The sequence below is a fragment of the Leifsonia sp. NPDC058194 genome, assembly GCF_042883605.1.
In the GTDB taxonomy this organism is placed as follows: Bacteria; Actinomycetota; Actinomycetes; order Actinomycetales; family Microbacteriaceae; genus Leifsonia.
On sequence record NZ_JBHVVL010000003.1, the window covers coordinates 261,320 to 274,331 of the forward strand.

The 13,012-nt window shown below is 70.1% G+C and carries 12 protein-coding genes; 6 read left to right on the top strand and 6 right to left on the bottom strand.

The features are described 5' to 3' along the window. Window positions 1–13: 13 nt before the first annotated feature. Window positions 14–1,696 carry an FAD-dependent oxidoreductase gene (locus tag ACFVU2_RS13440; RefSeq protein ID WP_387875064.1) on the top strand — a complete coding sequence of 561 codons (1,683 nt, stop codon included), beginning with the start codon at window positions 14–16 and terminating at the stop codon, window positions 1,694–1,696. After that, on the top strand, window positions 1,693–2,757 hold the full coding sequence (locus ACFVU2_RS13445) for an SDR family NAD(P)-dependent oxidoreductase (RefSeq protein WP_387875067.1): 1,065 nt from the start codon (window positions 1,693–1,695) through the stop codon (window positions 2,755–2,757). The genes ACFVU2_RS13440 and ACFVU2_RS13445 overlap by 4 nt, the downstream gene beginning before the upstream one ends. 76 nt (window positions 2,758–2,833) lie before the next feature. Here the strand turns inward: ACFVU2_RS13445 and ACFVU2_RS13450 are convergent, their stop codons facing one another. Genes ACFVU2_RS13450 through ACFVU2_RS13475 form a run of 6 tightly spaced genes read right to left on the bottom strand, consistent with a single transcriptional unit; the run spans window position 2,834 to window position 8,196 of the window. After that, complete coding sequence (locus ACFVU2_RS13450) at window positions 2,834–3,418, bottom strand: YdeI family protein (protein WP_387875070.1); 585 nt, start codon at window positions 3,416–3,418, stop codon at window positions 2,834–2,836. Window positions 3,419–3,474: 56 nt separating this feature from the next. Beyond that, window positions 3,475–4,395: an ROK family protein gene (locus ACFVU2_RS13455; RefSeq protein WP_387875073.1), complete on the bottom strand. Its 921-nt coding sequence runs from the start codon at window positions 4,393–4,395 to the stop codon at window positions 3,475–3,477. Further along, a complete protein-coding gene (locus ACFVU2_RS13460; RefSeq protein WP_387875076.1) occupies window positions 4,392–5,120 on the bottom strand; it encodes an N-acetylmannosamine-6-phosphate 2-epimerase in 729 nt (242 codons plus the stop codon). The genes ACFVU2_RS13455 and ACFVU2_RS13460 overlap by 4 nt, the downstream gene beginning before the upstream one ends. Beyond that, on the bottom strand, window positions 5,101–6,006 hold the full coding sequence (locus tag ACFVU2_RS13465) for a carbohydrate ABC transporter permease (RefSeq protein ID WP_387875078.1): 906 nt from the start codon (window positions 6,004–6,006) through the stop codon (window positions 5,101–5,103). The genes ACFVU2_RS13460 and ACFVU2_RS13465 overlap by 20 nt, the downstream gene beginning before the upstream one ends. Beyond that, window positions 5,987–6,910: a carbohydrate ABC transporter permease gene (locus ACFVU2_RS13470; RefSeq protein WP_387875080.1), complete on the bottom strand. Its 924-nt coding sequence runs from the start codon at window positions 6,908–6,910 to the stop codon at window positions 5,987–5,989. Before ACFVU2_RS13470 ends, ACFVU2_RS13465 begins: the two co-directional genes overlap by 20 nt. Continuing rightward, window positions 6,910–8,196, bottom strand: a complete 1,287-nt coding sequence (locus tag ACFVU2_RS13475) for an ABC transporter substrate-binding protein (protein ID WP_387875083.1) — start codon at window positions 8,194–8,196, stop codon at window positions 6,910–6,912. The genes ACFVU2_RS13470 and ACFVU2_RS13475 overlap by 1 nt, the downstream gene beginning before the upstream one ends. Window positions 8,197–8,385: 189 nt before the next feature. On the opposite strand from ACFVU2_RS13475, the gene ACFVU2_RS13480 reads away from it, so the two are divergent. From ACFVU2_RS13480 to ACFVU2_RS13495, 4 genes are all read left to right on the top strand, one after another. Next, window positions 8,386–9,099 carry a GntR family transcriptional regulator gene (locus ACFVU2_RS13480; RefSeq protein WP_387875085.1) on the top strand — a complete coding sequence of 238 codons (714 nt, stop codon included), beginning with the start codon at window positions 8,386–8,388 and terminating at the stop codon, window positions 9,097–9,099. Between the two features lie 34 nt (window positions 9,100–9,133). Next, window positions 9,134–10,642, top strand: a complete 1,509-nt coding sequence (locus ACFVU2_RS13485) for a DUF4127 family protein (protein WP_387875087.1) — start codon at window positions 9,134–9,136, stop codon at window positions 10,640–10,642. A 129-nt stretch (window positions 10,643–10,771) separates the two neighbouring features. After that, window positions 10,772–12,535 carry a DUF4434 domain-containing protein gene (locus ACFVU2_RS13490; RefSeq protein ID WP_387875088.1) on the top strand — a complete coding sequence of 588 codons (1,764 nt, stop codon included), beginning with the start codon at window positions 10,772–10,774 and terminating at the stop codon, window positions 12,533–12,535. A gap of 79 nt (window positions 12,536–12,614) precedes the next feature. After that, a complete protein-coding gene (locus ACFVU2_RS13495; RefSeq protein ID WP_387875091.1) occupies window positions 12,615–12,980 on the top strand; it encodes a DoxX family protein in 366 nt (121 codons plus the stop codon). Window positions 12,981–13,012 lie beyond the last annotated feature (32 nt).

Sequence of the window (13,012 nt, forward strand, 5' to 3'; positions counted from 1 at the left end):
GGTTGGAGGCGTCATGGCCGAGCAGTGGGATCGTGAAGTGGATGTGCTGGTCGCCGGGTCCGGCGCGGCAGGGATGACGGCCGCCGTCACCGCCGCCGATTTGGGCCTGAGCGTGCTGGTCGCCGAGAGCACCGAACGATGGGGCGGCACGACGATGCGCTCCGGCGGCGGGCTCTGGCTGCCGGACAATCCCGTGATGAAACGCGCCGGCATCCCCGACTCCCGGGAGGCGGCGCTCACCTATCTGCAGGCGGCGATCGGCGATCCGGACACCGCCTCGTCCACCGCCCGTCGTGAAGCGTTCGTCGACACCGTCACCCCGCTCGTCGACCTGCTCTCCCGGCTCGGCGTGGAGTGGATCCCCGCCGTGAAGTATCCGGACTACTACCCCGACCGGCCGGGCGGCACGATCGGCCGGTCCCTCGAGGTGAAGCCCTTCAACGCACGGCGGCTCGGCGACTGGCTCGCGACCTCCCGGATCGGAGACGCCATCCCGGTGCCGCTGCGCAATGGAGACGTCTACCTGCTGTCGCGCGCCTGGTCGACGGTGTCGGGATTCGTCGCGGGCGCGGCCTTCGTGTTCCGGACGCTCGGCGGACTGATCACCGGGCGCAAGCTGGTCGGCATGGGCGGTGCGCTCATGCTGAGCCTCGGCGACATCGCTCGGCGGCAGGGTGTCGACCTGCTGCTCTCCTCCCCGGTCTCCGAACTGGTGAAGGACTCCGCCGGCCGCGTGACCGGCGCCGTCCTCGACACCGCGGACGGCCCGCTGCGCGTCGGCGCCCGCCGCGGCGTCATCCTCGGCGCCGGCGGCTTCGCGAACAACACCGCCTGGCGCGAGCAGTACCAGGGCATCCCCGGCTACAGCTCGGCTGCGGAGGGCGACCTCGGCACCGCGATCGCCCTCGGCCGCGACGCCGGAGCCGCGCTCGACTACATGGACGACGCCTGGTGGGGTGCGTCCGTGCCGCTGCCGGGCAAACAGCCGCTCTTCGTGCTGAACGAGCGCAGCGACCCGTTCAGCATCGTCGTCGACCAGAGCGGCCGGCGGTACCTCAACGAGTCCGAGAGCTACATCGACTTCGGGCACGACCTGCTCGCCCGCGACCGGGTCACGCCGGCGAACCCGTCCTGGCTGGTGATGGATGCGCGCCATCGCCGCCGCTACATGTTCTCCGCCCTGCTGGTGGGCGGCAAGAAACTGTTCGCCGAGGGGATCGCCGTGAAGGCCGACACCCTCGACGCCCTCGCCGTCGCGATGGGCGTCGACCAGGAGGCCTTCCGCGCGACCGTCGAGCGCTTCAACGGATTCGCCCGCACCGGCGTCGACGAGGACTTCGGGCGGGGGCGCACGGCGTACGACCGGTATTACAGCGACCCGCGGGTGAAGCCGAACCCCAACCTCGGGCCGATCGAGAAGGGCCCTTTCACCGCGGTCACGCTGGTCCCGGGTGATCTCGGCACGAAGGGCGGACTCGTCACCGACGAGCACGCGCGCGTGCTCACCGACGCCGGGGAGCCCATCCCCGGGCTCTACGCCGCGGGCAACACGACCGCCTCGGTCATGGGCCACACCTATCCCGGGCCCGGCTCGACCATCGGGCCCGCCGCCGTCTTCGGCTACCTCGCCGCCCGCCACGCGGCCGGAGCCGGATCCCCCACCGCCCCCGAGCACGAGGAAGAGACCCGAGCATGACCAACGCATCCCTGAGCGCCGACGACTCCATCAAGACCTGGCTGGAGCACCCGACGGGCGGCCCGATCATCCGCGAGCTGCTGGCGCAGGCGGGCCAGAGCCCGGAGGTGCTCCGCCCGGTGAGCAGGCTCGCGCTGAAGCGTCTCATCAAGCTGAGCAAGGGCGCCTTCTCGCAGGAGATGGTGGACGACCTCGTCCGCCGTGCCAACTCGGCGGACGGCGGAGCCGGCGCCGCCCCGACGCCGGCCGCGCCGACCGCTGCCGAGGACTCCCCCACCGCCGCCGCTCCGGAGCCCGCCGAGTGGGTCGAGCGGATCACCCCCGGCCGGTTCGCGGGCAGGACCGTGATCGTGACGGGCGCCGGTTCGGGCATCGGCCGTGCCACCGCATCCCGCATCGCGCGCGAAGGCGGCCGCGTCGTCGCGGTCGACGTCTCGCGCGAGCGTCTCGATCAGTTCGTCGCCGATCACCCGGGCGCCGATGTCGTCGCACTCACCGCCGACATCACGGACGACGCGGGGGTGGCGCAGATCGTGGACGCCGCGGGCGACCGCATCGACGGGCTCGCCAACATCGCCGGGATCATGGACGACATGACCCCTGTGCACGAGCTGTCCGACGCCGTCTGGCGGCGCGTGTTCGCGGTCAACGTCGACGGCACCATGAAGCTCATGCGGGCCGTCGTGCCGGCCATGCTCGCCGCCGCAGCCGGGTCGATCGTCAACACGGCGTCGGAGGCGGCCCTGCGCGGGTCGGCCGCCGGCGTCGCCTACACGGCGTCCAAGCACGCCGTCGTCGGGCTCACGAAGAGCAGCGCGTTCATGTACGGCCCGAGCGGGATCCGCGTGAACGCGGTGGCCCCCGGCCCGACCATCACCAACATCGAGGCGAGCTTCGGCTCCCCGCTCGGCGCCGAGCGCGTGCAGACCGCCATGGCCGTCATGCCCGACCCTGCGGGCGCCGACGCCCTCGCCGCGTCGATCACCTTCCTGCTGAGCGACGACGGGGTCAACATCAACGGCGTCGTGCTCGCGAGCGACGGAGGCTGGTCCGCCGCCTGACGCGGGAGCGGCGGGGCGACCTCCGGCAGCCTCCTACCTCCGGCCTCCTGCGAGTACGGCATCCTGCAGGTACGGCCTACTGCGGGTACGGCGTCTCGCCGCGCTCGAGCATGGCGACGAGCTTCTCGAGGCGGTTGGCCCGGGTGGTGGCGTTGGTGGCCGTCATGATGCGGTGCAGCACGGCGTACCGGTTCGTGCCGTTGAGGGACGCGAAGAGGGCGGCGGCGGCCGGGGATACCGAGAGGGCGGCGGCCAGGTCGTCGGGGACCTGCGCCGACGAGGCGCCGGCGTAGGCACGCTCCCACCGGCCGTCGGCCTTCGCCCGATCGATCTCCGCCTGCCCGCGCGGCCGCATCCGCCCTTCCGCCGTCAGCGCAGCGACGAGCCCGATGTTGCGCTCCGACCAGAGGGAGGCCTTGCGCCGCGGCGTGAACCGCTGGAGGAACGTGGCGGCGTCGAAGCTGCGCTTCTGCCCGTCGATCCAGCCGCTGCACAGGGCCTCGTCGAGCGCGTCGGCGTAGCTGAGGGAGGTGGGCTCGGTGGTGCCCTTCTTGGCCAGCACCAGCCAGACGCCGTCGGAGTCGTCTTCATGACGATCGAGCCAGCCCCGCCAGGCGGCGGCGTCGGCGACGACAAATGGTTCCGGCGCACTCTGTGTCATGCGTGCCATCGTAGGGGTCGGGTCGCCCTCCGGGAGCGGCGCTCGCGCGGAGATCATCAACCGAAGGGCGTCGCCGCGCCGTCGTACGCGCCCGCCAGCGCAGCCGCCCCGAGCAGGGCCGCGTCGTTGCCCGCACGTGCCGGCACGACCTCCACCTCGGAGAACGGGGGCTGGAGCGCGCCGCGCAGTCGATCCGTCAGCGGCTCCATGAACAGCGGTCCGAGGCCGGCGACTCCCCCACCGATGACGACGGTGCCGGGGTCGATCGCCACCAGGGAGGACGCGAGGGACTCCCCGAGATCCTCGGCTGCCACCCGGATGACCTGCGCGGCCACCACGTCCCCTCCGGCGGCCAGCCGGCCGATCTCGCGGAGCCCTAACCTACGCCCGGTGAACTCGGCATAGGTGAGCTCGATGCCCGGGCCGCTGGCGAATGCCTCGATGTGGTCGACTCCCCCGCACGAGCAGATCCGGCGGCGCGACGAGGGGATGCGCACGTGGCCCACCGAGCCGGCCATGCCCGAGGCGCCGCGCAGGACGCGCCCGTCCGAGACCACGGCACCGCCGATCCCGGTGCCGACCGCGACGAAGAGGAAGCGGTCGGGCGCACCGCCCAGTGCCCGTTCGCCGAGCGCCGCGGCGTGTACGTCGTTGACGACGCGGACCGGGGCGCCGAGCCGGGTGCCGAGCCCGCCTGCCACGTCGGTGCCGAGCCAGCCGGCGAGGTGATCGGTGGCGTGGACCACGACTCCTCCCTCGTCGAAGGCGCCCGCACTGCCGACGCCGTAGGCGACCGGCACCACTCCCGCGCGCTCCGAGACCGCGGCCGCCACGGCCGCCGCCGCGTCGAGGATCGCCTCGGCACCCTCCCCGGCCGGGGTCGGCCTCTCGACGCGGTGGCTCGCGCGACCGTCGCGCCGGACGAGGGCGGCCGCGATCTTCGTGCCGCCGATGTCGATGCCGACGACGGCGCTCATCGTGCGCGCGGCGCCGCCGACGCGAAGCGCCGGGTGATCGCCACCGGATCGGTGATGGCACCGCCGACCACGACGGCGAAGGCGCCGGCGTCGAAGGCTCGGCCGACATCCGCCGGCGTCTGGAACCGCCCCTCCGCGAGCACCCGGACGCCGCGCGAGGCGAGCTGGGCGACCAGCTCCACGTCGGGCGTCGGGTCGGCCCGCGAGTACGGGGTGTATCCGGAGAGCGTGGTGCCGACGAAGGCGGCTCCCGCCTCCCACGACCGCAGACCCTCGTCGAGGGTGGAGACGTCGGCCATGATCGGCCGCGGGCCGGCCGTGACGACGGCGGCCCGCACCCGGGCCTCCACATCGCCTGCGACCTCGTCGGTCGCATCCACCGCCACGATGTCGGCTCCGGCGCCGATCAAGGCGACCACCTGCTCGTCCGTGCGGGTGATGACGTTGCGGCGCGGGCCCATCCGCTTGTCGAGGCCGATGATCGGCACCTCGGTCAGCGCCCGCACCGCGGCGATGTCGTCGACGCCGTTGACGCGCAGCGCGACCGCGCCGCCCTGCAACGCGCTCACGGCGAGCCGGGCGATGGTCGGTGTGTCGCGCATCGGCGACCCGGCCGAGGCCTGGCACGACACGACGAGACCGCCGGCGAGCGCAGCCAGGAGGGCCTCCGTCCTGCTGTCGGTGCGCTCGAGCGCACCCTCGTCGCTACTTGAGTGCGCCAGCACTGATACCCCCTACGAAGTAGCGCTGGAACACGACGAAGAGTGCGAGCGCGGGAACGGTGAACAGGACGGATGCGGCCATCAGCGGCCCCCACTCGACGTTGTGCTCGCCGAAGAACGAGTACAGGCCGATCGAGAGGGTGTATTTGGAGGAGTCGTTGAGGTAGATCAACGGGTTCAGGAAGTCGGTCCACGCCCACACGAACTGGAAGATCACCGCCGTGATGAGCGCGGGCCGCGCCTGCGGCAGGACGATCGACCAGTAGATGCGGAACTCGCTGGCGCCGTCGATCCGCGCCGCCTGGAGCAGCTCGTTGGGCACCGACATCAGGAACTGCCGCAGCATGAAGATCAGGAACGGCGTGCCGAAGAACGCCGGGGCGACGAGCGGGATGATCGAGTTCGTCGCTCCCAGCCCGTTCCACATCAGGAACAGCGGGATCATCGTCACCTGCGGCGGCAGCATCATGGTCGCCATCACGATGATCAGCAGCGGGCGCTGCCCGCGCCACCCGATCTTCGCCAGCGAATAGGCGACGAGCGGTGAGGCGATCAGCATCCCGAGCACCGACAGCGCCGCGATGACGATGGTGTTCCAGAGGTACTGCCAGAACGGGATCTCGTCGAAGACCGCGACGAAGTTGTCGAGCGTCCACTCCTTCGGCCACAGGGTCGGCGGCGCACTGAAGATGTCGGCCGGCAGCTTGAAGGCCGTGCTGAGCATCGCCAGGAACGGGAAGACGAACGCCAGGGTCATGACCCAGACGAGCACGTAGCGCCCGGTGGTGCGCCCCGGGCGGCGGCGGCGCAGCCGGGAGGCCCGCTCGCCGTTCGGCCGGGGCGCGCTCGCGCCGGGCGCCGGCCGGGTCTCAGTCGCGTTCAGAACCATAGTGAACCCATTTCTTCGACGACCAGAGCAGCAGCAGGGTGATGATCAGGGTGATCAGGAAGAGCACCCACGCCATCGCCGAGGCGTAGCCCATCTTCAGGAAGACGAACGCGTTCTGGTACAGGTACATCGCGTAGCTGATCATCGACTGCCCCGGCCCGCCGCTCGCCTCGTTGAGACGGGTCTGGGTCAGCAGGTACGGCTGCGTGAAGATCTGCAGGTAGGCGATCACGGTCACGATCACCTGGAAGAGCGTGACCGGAGAGATCGTCGGCCAGGTGATGTACCGGAACCGCTTGAACCAGCCGGCGCCGTCGAGCTCGGCCGCTTCGAACAGTTCGCTCGGCACGTCCTTGATCGCCGCGAGGTAGATGATCATGGTGCCGCCGATGGTCCAGAGGCACATCAGCAGGATGGCCGGCTTGCCCCAGTCGGGCTGCTCCAGCCACTCGGGCTGCGGCAGGTGCAGCAGCCCGAGGAAGTAGTTCACGAAGCCGTACTGCGTATTGAGCAGCCAGCGCCACAGGTAGCCGCCGACGACCACCGGGACGATCGTCGGCAGGTAGACGAGGGCCCGGTACAGCGGCTGCCCGCGCACCGGGAGGTTGAGGAAGTGCGCGCCGACGATCGAGATGATGATCGTCAGCGGCACCCCGGTCACCGTGAGGAACAGCGTGTTCCAGAGCGCCTTCCAGAACGTGGAGTCGTTCAGCATGTGCGCGTAGTTGTCGAGCCCCACCCAGGAGGGTGACTGGAACAGGTTGAAGTCCGTGAAGCTGTACCCGGCCGATGCGAGCACCGGCCACACGATGAACACCGCCGCGCCCACGATGAACGGCGACGCGAACGCCAGACCCAGGAGGGTCTGGCGTCGCGCACCGCGCTTGGCGGTCGTGGCCGACATCAGTAGGACTTCGCCTTGTCCGCCACCGACTGCAGCGCCTTCTCGGGCGTCGCGACCCCGCGCACCACGTCGTCGAAGGCGGTCGCCAGGTCGGTCGAGTACTGCGCGCTGTACGGCTGGCTGGCGAGCGACTTCGCGTTCGGGCTCTTCAGTGCGTTCAGCCACGAGTCGAAGTTCGGGATGTCGCTGTAGGCCGAGTCCGTCAGCAGGGCGGTCTTCGAGGGCAGGTTGCCGAGCGCCAGCGTGAAGTCGGTCATCGGCTTGTCGCTCACCATGTAGGCGAGGAACTTCGCCGCCTCCGCCTTGTGCTTCGAGTTGCTCGGGATGAAGAGCGTGCTCGTCGTCACCTGGGTGGTGCCGGCGAGGTCGTCGCTGGCGGCCGGGATGTCCACGACCCCCCAGTTGAGGTTCGGCGCGACCTTGGGGATGTTGACGGCCTGCCACTCGCCGTCGACCACCATGGCCTCCTTGCCCGTGTAGAACGGGTCCTGCGCCGACATGTACTGGCCGAGACCGGCGGTGAACGACGTGATCTTGTCGGCGCCGTAGGTGTCCGTCAGGGTCTTGGTGTACCAGTCCAGCGCCTCGACGTTCTTGGGGTCGGCCGGCGACGGGGTCTTGTTGTCCGTGCCGTCCCAGGTGCCGCCGAACGCATAGCCGAGGGTCGTGAAGAGAGTCGACGCCGACGGGTTGCCGAGGCCGATCTGGGTGATGGCGCCGTTCGCGTCCGTGACGGTCAGCTTCTTCACCGCGGCGGCGAGCTCGTCCATCGTCGTCGGAGGCTGCACGCCCGCCTTCTCGAGCAGATCCTTGTTGTACATGAGCTGCTGAGTGTGCACCGCGATCGGCAGGGCGTAGGTCTTGCCGTCGAACTTCATCTGGTCGAGCGAGGCGGGCGCGAACTCGCCGAGGTCGACCTTCTCGGTCTTCAGGTAGTCGTCGAGCGGGGCGAGGATGCCCTTCGACGCCCACGATCCGACGGTGTTGCCGAAGTTGTCCGAGATGTCGAAGCTGCCGTTGCTCGACGACATCGAGGTGAGCTGCTTCTGGGCGTCGGGGCTGGAGACGCCGACGACCTTGATGCCGGACTGGCTCGCGTTGAAGTCGGCGATGACCTTCTCGAGCGCCTTCGCCTCCTCACCGCCCCAGAGGTACGAGAAGGTGATGGTCGTCGGGCCGGAGGGCGCCGCCCCCGAGCAGCCGGTGAGCGCGACAGCGGCGGCGGCGACGCTGGTCAACGCGATGGCACGCAGGGCGGTCCGTCGTCTGGTGATCCTGGATTCCATGGGTTTCCTTACGGGTGTGAGGGTTCGGAATGGGATTGCTTGTCAATTGGTGTACTCCATTTCTTCGACAGGTGTCAACCGATTCGATGAAATCAGCAGATACTTGCACTGAGTGGTGCACTTCTCCCTAAAATGGTTGTCACCAATCAGCATCATCGATTCCGGAACCACGATCCGCGGAGGAGACCCATGGCGGAGCAGCACACCAAGTCCGAGCGCCTGCGCCAGCACCTGGTCGAGGTCATCGACCAGGGTCTGGAGCCGCACTCCAAGCTGCCGACCGAGCGCGACCTCGCGACCGAGTTCGACGTCAGCCGGCTGACGGTGCGCCGCGCGCTCGACCGGCTCGAGCACGAAGGCCTGGTCTACCGGGTGCAGGGCGCCGGCACGTTCGTCGCGGCTCCGCGCATCACGAAGTCCGTCGAGCTGACCTCGTTCAGCGAGGACATGCGCGCCCGGGGCCTCGAGCCCGGATCGTCCGTGCTCGTGACCGAGACGATCCCGGCCGGCGCGCGACTGGGCGCGAAGCTGCGGGTCAGCCCGTCGGACGACGTCTTCCACATCCGCCGTGCACGCACCGCCGACGGGGAGCCGATGGCGCTGGAGGACTCCTACCTCAACCCCAAGCTGTTCCCCGGTCTGATCGACAACGTCGGGAGCGAGTCGCTCTACCGCATCCTCGAGACCGAGTACGGGATGCGCATCGAGTGGGCCGAGCAGAGCATCCACGCCAGCGTGCTCGAACCCGACGAGGCCGGCCTGCTCGGCGCTCCCCCGTTCTCCCCCGCGTTCTACGTGACCCGCACCAGCTTCGACGCCCAGGACCGCGCGGTCGAGTACGCCGAGTCGACCTATCGGGGCGACCGGTACCACTACGAACTCCAGATCCATCGCTCGCGCTGAGCGGTCCACCACCCGCGCTGAGCAGAGGAGCCCCATGCGCATCGCCCTCGTCCCCCTCGACGAACGCCCGGTCAACGTCGACCTCCCCCGCCAGGTGGCGGCCATCGCGGGCGCGGAGCTGCTGCTGCCGCCGACGGCGGCGATGCCCGACTTCCGCCGGCCCGCCGATGTCGCCGCGCTGCACGACTGGCTGCGCGGCCTTCCCGCCGACGGCGACGACCGGATCGACCGGCTCGTCGTGTGCGTCGACACGCTCGTTCACGGCGGCATCATCCCGGCGCGGATCACCACGGACACGACCACGACGGCGCTCCGCCGCCTCGACGTCCTGCGAGAGCTGAAGTCGGCCGCACCCGCGCTGCGCATCACCGCGGCATCGCTCATCATGCGAGCGAGCGACTCGTACTCCGCGGTGGAGGAGCCGGCGTACTGGAGCGACTTCGGGCGCGAGCTCCACGCCCTCGGCGGCGCGCTCCATTACGCACTGGAGGCGGATGTCACCCGCGGCGAGGCGGCGGCCCTCACACCGTCCATCGCCGCTCCCGACGAGGTGCGCAGCGACTTCGAGCGGCGGCGGCTGCGCAACCACACCATCAACCTGGCGGCGCTGACCCTCCACGAGGAGCGCACGGTCGAGACGCTGACACTGACCGCCGACGACACCGCGCCGTACTCGGCGGGCTCGGCCGAGCAGGTCTGGCTGCGTCACTGGGCGCGCGCCCTCCCCCGCGGTCACGAGGTGCTGATGTACCCGGGCGCGGACGAGGTCGGCGCCGTGCTGGTCGCTCGCGCCCTCGCCTCCGGCGTCGGCGTGCCGGTCTGGCGGATCGAGTGCGGCGAGCCCGACGGTCTCGACCGCGTGCCCAACTTCGAGAACGCGCCCGTGCGCGCCAGCCTCACCCGGCAGATCGTCGCCGCCGGCGGCAGGTTGGCCGAACCGGGCGAGCCGGCCGATCTCGTCGTCGTCGCCCACGCGCCCGACCCGGCCCGCGGCGACTTCTTCGGCGCCCGGCCCGACTCGGACCCGGCCGCCACGCAGGGGACGGTGGACGCGGTCCGCGCGGCCCTGGACTCCGGCGCGATCGTCGCCCTCGCCGACGTGCGGTTCAGCAACGGCGGCGACCCGGAGCTCGTCGACCGCCTCGCCGACGACGGGCTGCTGCTCCGCCTCGCCTCGTACGGCGGCTGGAACACGGCGGGCAACGCGATCGGCGGGGCCGTCGCCCAGGCGACCGCACTCTGGGTCGGCCGGACGCTCGGCACGGCGGACGAGCCCGCCGTGCGGGAGGCGCTGCTGACGCGCATCCTCGACGACCGCGCCTACCAGAGCGGCACCCGGCTGGCCATGCACGCGGCGGAGTTCGGCGGCAGCATCGCGCCGGTCGACGCCTCGGCCCAGGAGGCCGCGATCATCCGGATCACCCGCGAGCTGAGCGACTACCTCGCCGCCATCCTGCCGGCGGGCGACACCTGGCGGATCGAGCGGGTGACGCTGCCCTGGCGGCGCAGCTTCGAGATCGGTCTTCAGCTGCGCGCGCAGTAATGGTCTGAACCATTCGGAGCGCATTCCTTTTGATTAAAGGAATTCATTGCTTAAGCCTTCGCAAGTGGTGTACACCATTAACGCAATCGGCACTGTCGCCGATCTCGCACACCCATCGAAGGAGTAGGCATGAGACATCGCACCGGGCGCCGCGTCGCGGCACTGATCGCCGGAGCGGCCCTCGCGGCCGCACTGGCCGTCCCCGCGACCGCCGCGGTCGCCGCACCGACCTGCACCACCACCCCGCGCATCGACGGCAGCTTCATCCAGCCGGCCCTCGTGGACGGCTGGAGCTCCACCCAGCTCGCCTCCGAGTTCACCACTCTCACCAATGCCTGCATCACGAGCCAGGTCATCCAGTGGACGGCCGACACCAAGGCGTCCGCCACCATCTACCCGAGCAGCCTGAGCGGATACACCCAGAGCACGTCGACCGACGTGGTCGCCCGCGTGCTCACCGCCGCCGACTCCGCCGGCGTCTCCGAGTACCTCGGACTCCAGACGAACGATGACTGGTGGAACACCTACGCGAACGACGCGACCTGGCTGAATGGCCAGGCCGCGAAGGCCAATGCCCTCGCCGACGACCTCTACGCGAAGTACGGGACGCACACGTCGTTCGCCGGCTGGTATCTGCCGTTCGAGGTCGACAACTGGAACTTCACCTCGACGGCATCGTGGGCCGCGATGGCGACCTTCTACACGACGATCGCGAACCATCTCCACGCGCTCACTCCGGGCAAGCCCGTCATCATCAGTCCGTTCTTCAACACGGCGGGCGGCCAGACGAGCAGCCAGTGGACCACCATGTGGACGAGCATCCTCGCGTCCGCCCCGATCGACGTGATCGCCCTGCAGGACGGCGTCGGAGCGGGCCACGCGACGACCGCCCAGCTGGCCACCTGGTTCGCCGCGACGAAGAGCGCGATCACGAGCGCCCGCCCAGCGACGAAGCTCTGGGCCGACAGCGAGACATTCAACCCCGACTTCACGCCGATGTCGATCAGCCAGCTGGTCGCCGATCTGAACGCGGTGGCGCCGTACGTGACGAAGACCCTGTCCTTCTCGTACGACCACTATCAGAGCCCGCTCGTCGTCGCCGCGGTGTACGACACCACCTACCGCAACTACCTGTCGACGGGCACGGTCGAGACCTCGGCCCCGACCACCCCCACCGGCCTCACCGCTGCCTCCGGAGGGGTGACTTCGGTGAATCTCAGCTGGACGGCGTCCACCGACAACATCGGCATCGCCGGATACCGCCTCTACCGCGGCGGCGCGCTCGTGAAGGTGATCCAGGGCGCCGGGACCACGTTCACCGACGCCGGCCTCAGCCCGTCGACGGCCTACAGCTACACGCTCGCCGCCTTCGACGCAGCGGGGAACGCCTCTGCACAGAGTTCAGCGGCGAGCGCCACCACTGCCGCCGCACCCACCGCCAACCCGCTCGTGTCGTCGGGCAAGACCTACACCACGACCCCCGCCGCCGACGCCGGCTACCCCGACACCGCCGGAGCCGAGCTGACGAACGGCATCTCCGCGTCGACGAGGTATGCGGATGCCGCCTGGCAGGGTCGCAACACCGGGAGCCCGTACAGCTTCACGATCGACCTCGGGTCGACGAAGACGGTGACGCAGGTCGGCACGTCCTGGCTGCAGGCCAAATCGCTGTACATCTTCCTGCCGTCGAGCATCCAGGTGTCCGTATCGACCACCGGATCGACCTTCACGCCGCTCGTCACGCTGCCCGCGCCCAACGTCAGCGACACCGATCAGCGGTACACCTACGCCGCGTACGGGCTCGCCGGGTCGGGGCGCTACGTACGGTTCACCGTGACACCGGCGAGCAGTGCCTGGTCGTTCGTGGACGAGGCATCCGTTCGCGGCTTCTAGGCGCCCCGAGGTTCACGACGTCGTGGTCATGCGTACCTCCGTGACCGCGACGTCGTGAACCTCACGCCAGAATGAAGGGATGATCGTCGCCTACTGGATCGTCGCCGGAATCCTCGCCTTCTTCTACCTCTACTCCGGAGGGATCAAGGTGGTGCGCTCGCGCGACGGCCTGCGCCCGATGATGGGCTGGGTGGACGACATGCCGTTCGCGTTCGTCCGGGTCATCGGAGCGCTGGAGGTGCTGGCCGCGCTCGGCCTCATCCTCCCGCCACTGACGGGCATCGCCCCGTGGCTCGCGCTCGTGGCGGCGATCGGGCTGGTGCTCGTGCAGATCGGCGGCCTGATCGTCCACCTCCGTCGCGGCGAGGTGCGGATCATCGGGATCAACGTGGGCCTGCTGGTGCTCGCCGGCGTGGCCGCGTGGCTCGCCACCGTCTGGCTCTGAGCGTCCCCGACTTCCCGCTCACCCGTCTACTT

Coding starts and splice junctions, on each gene's coding strand:
- ACFVU2_RS13440 (WP_387875064.1), top strand. CDS start 14: ATGGCCGAGCAGTGGGATCGTGAAGTGGATGTGCTGGTCGCCGGGTCC.
- ACFVU2_RS13445 (WP_387875067.1), top strand. CDS start 1,693: ATGACCAACGCATCCCTGAGCGCCGACGACTCCATCAAGACCTGGCTG.
- ACFVU2_RS13450 (WP_387875070.1), bottom strand. CDS start 3,418: ATGACACAGAGTGCGCCGGAACCATTTGTCGTCGCCGACGCCGCCGCC.
- ACFVU2_RS13455 (WP_387875073.1), bottom strand. CDS start 4,395: ATGAGCGCCGTCGTCGGCATCGACATCGGCGGCACGAAGATCGCGGCC.
- ACFVU2_RS13465 (WP_387875078.1), bottom strand. CDS start 6,006: ATGGTTCTGAACGCGACTGAGACCCGGCCGGCGCCCGGCGCGAGCGCG.
- ACFVU2_RS13470 (WP_387875080.1), bottom strand. CDS start 6,910: ATGTCGGCCACGACCGCCAAGCGCGGTGCGCGACGCCAGACCCTCCTG.
- ACFVU2_RS13475 (WP_387875083.1), bottom strand. CDS start 8,196: ATGGAATCCAGGATCACCAGACGACGGACCGCCCTGCGTGCCATCGCG.
- ACFVU2_RS13480 (WP_387875085.1), top strand. CDS start 8,386: ATGGCGGAGCAGCACACCAAGTCCGAGCGCCTGCGCCAGCACCTGGTC.
- ACFVU2_RS13485 (WP_387875087.1), top strand. CDS start 9,134: ATGCGCATCGCCCTCGTCCCCCTCGACGAACGCCCGGTCAACGTCGAC.
- ACFVU2_RS13490 (WP_387875088.1), top strand. CDS start 10,772: ATGAGACATCGCACCGGGCGCCGCGTCGCGGCACTGATCGCCGGAGCG.
- ACFVU2_RS13495 (WP_387875091.1), top strand. CDS start 12,615: ATGATCGTCGCCTACTGGATCGTCGCCGGAATCCTCGCCTTCTTCTAC.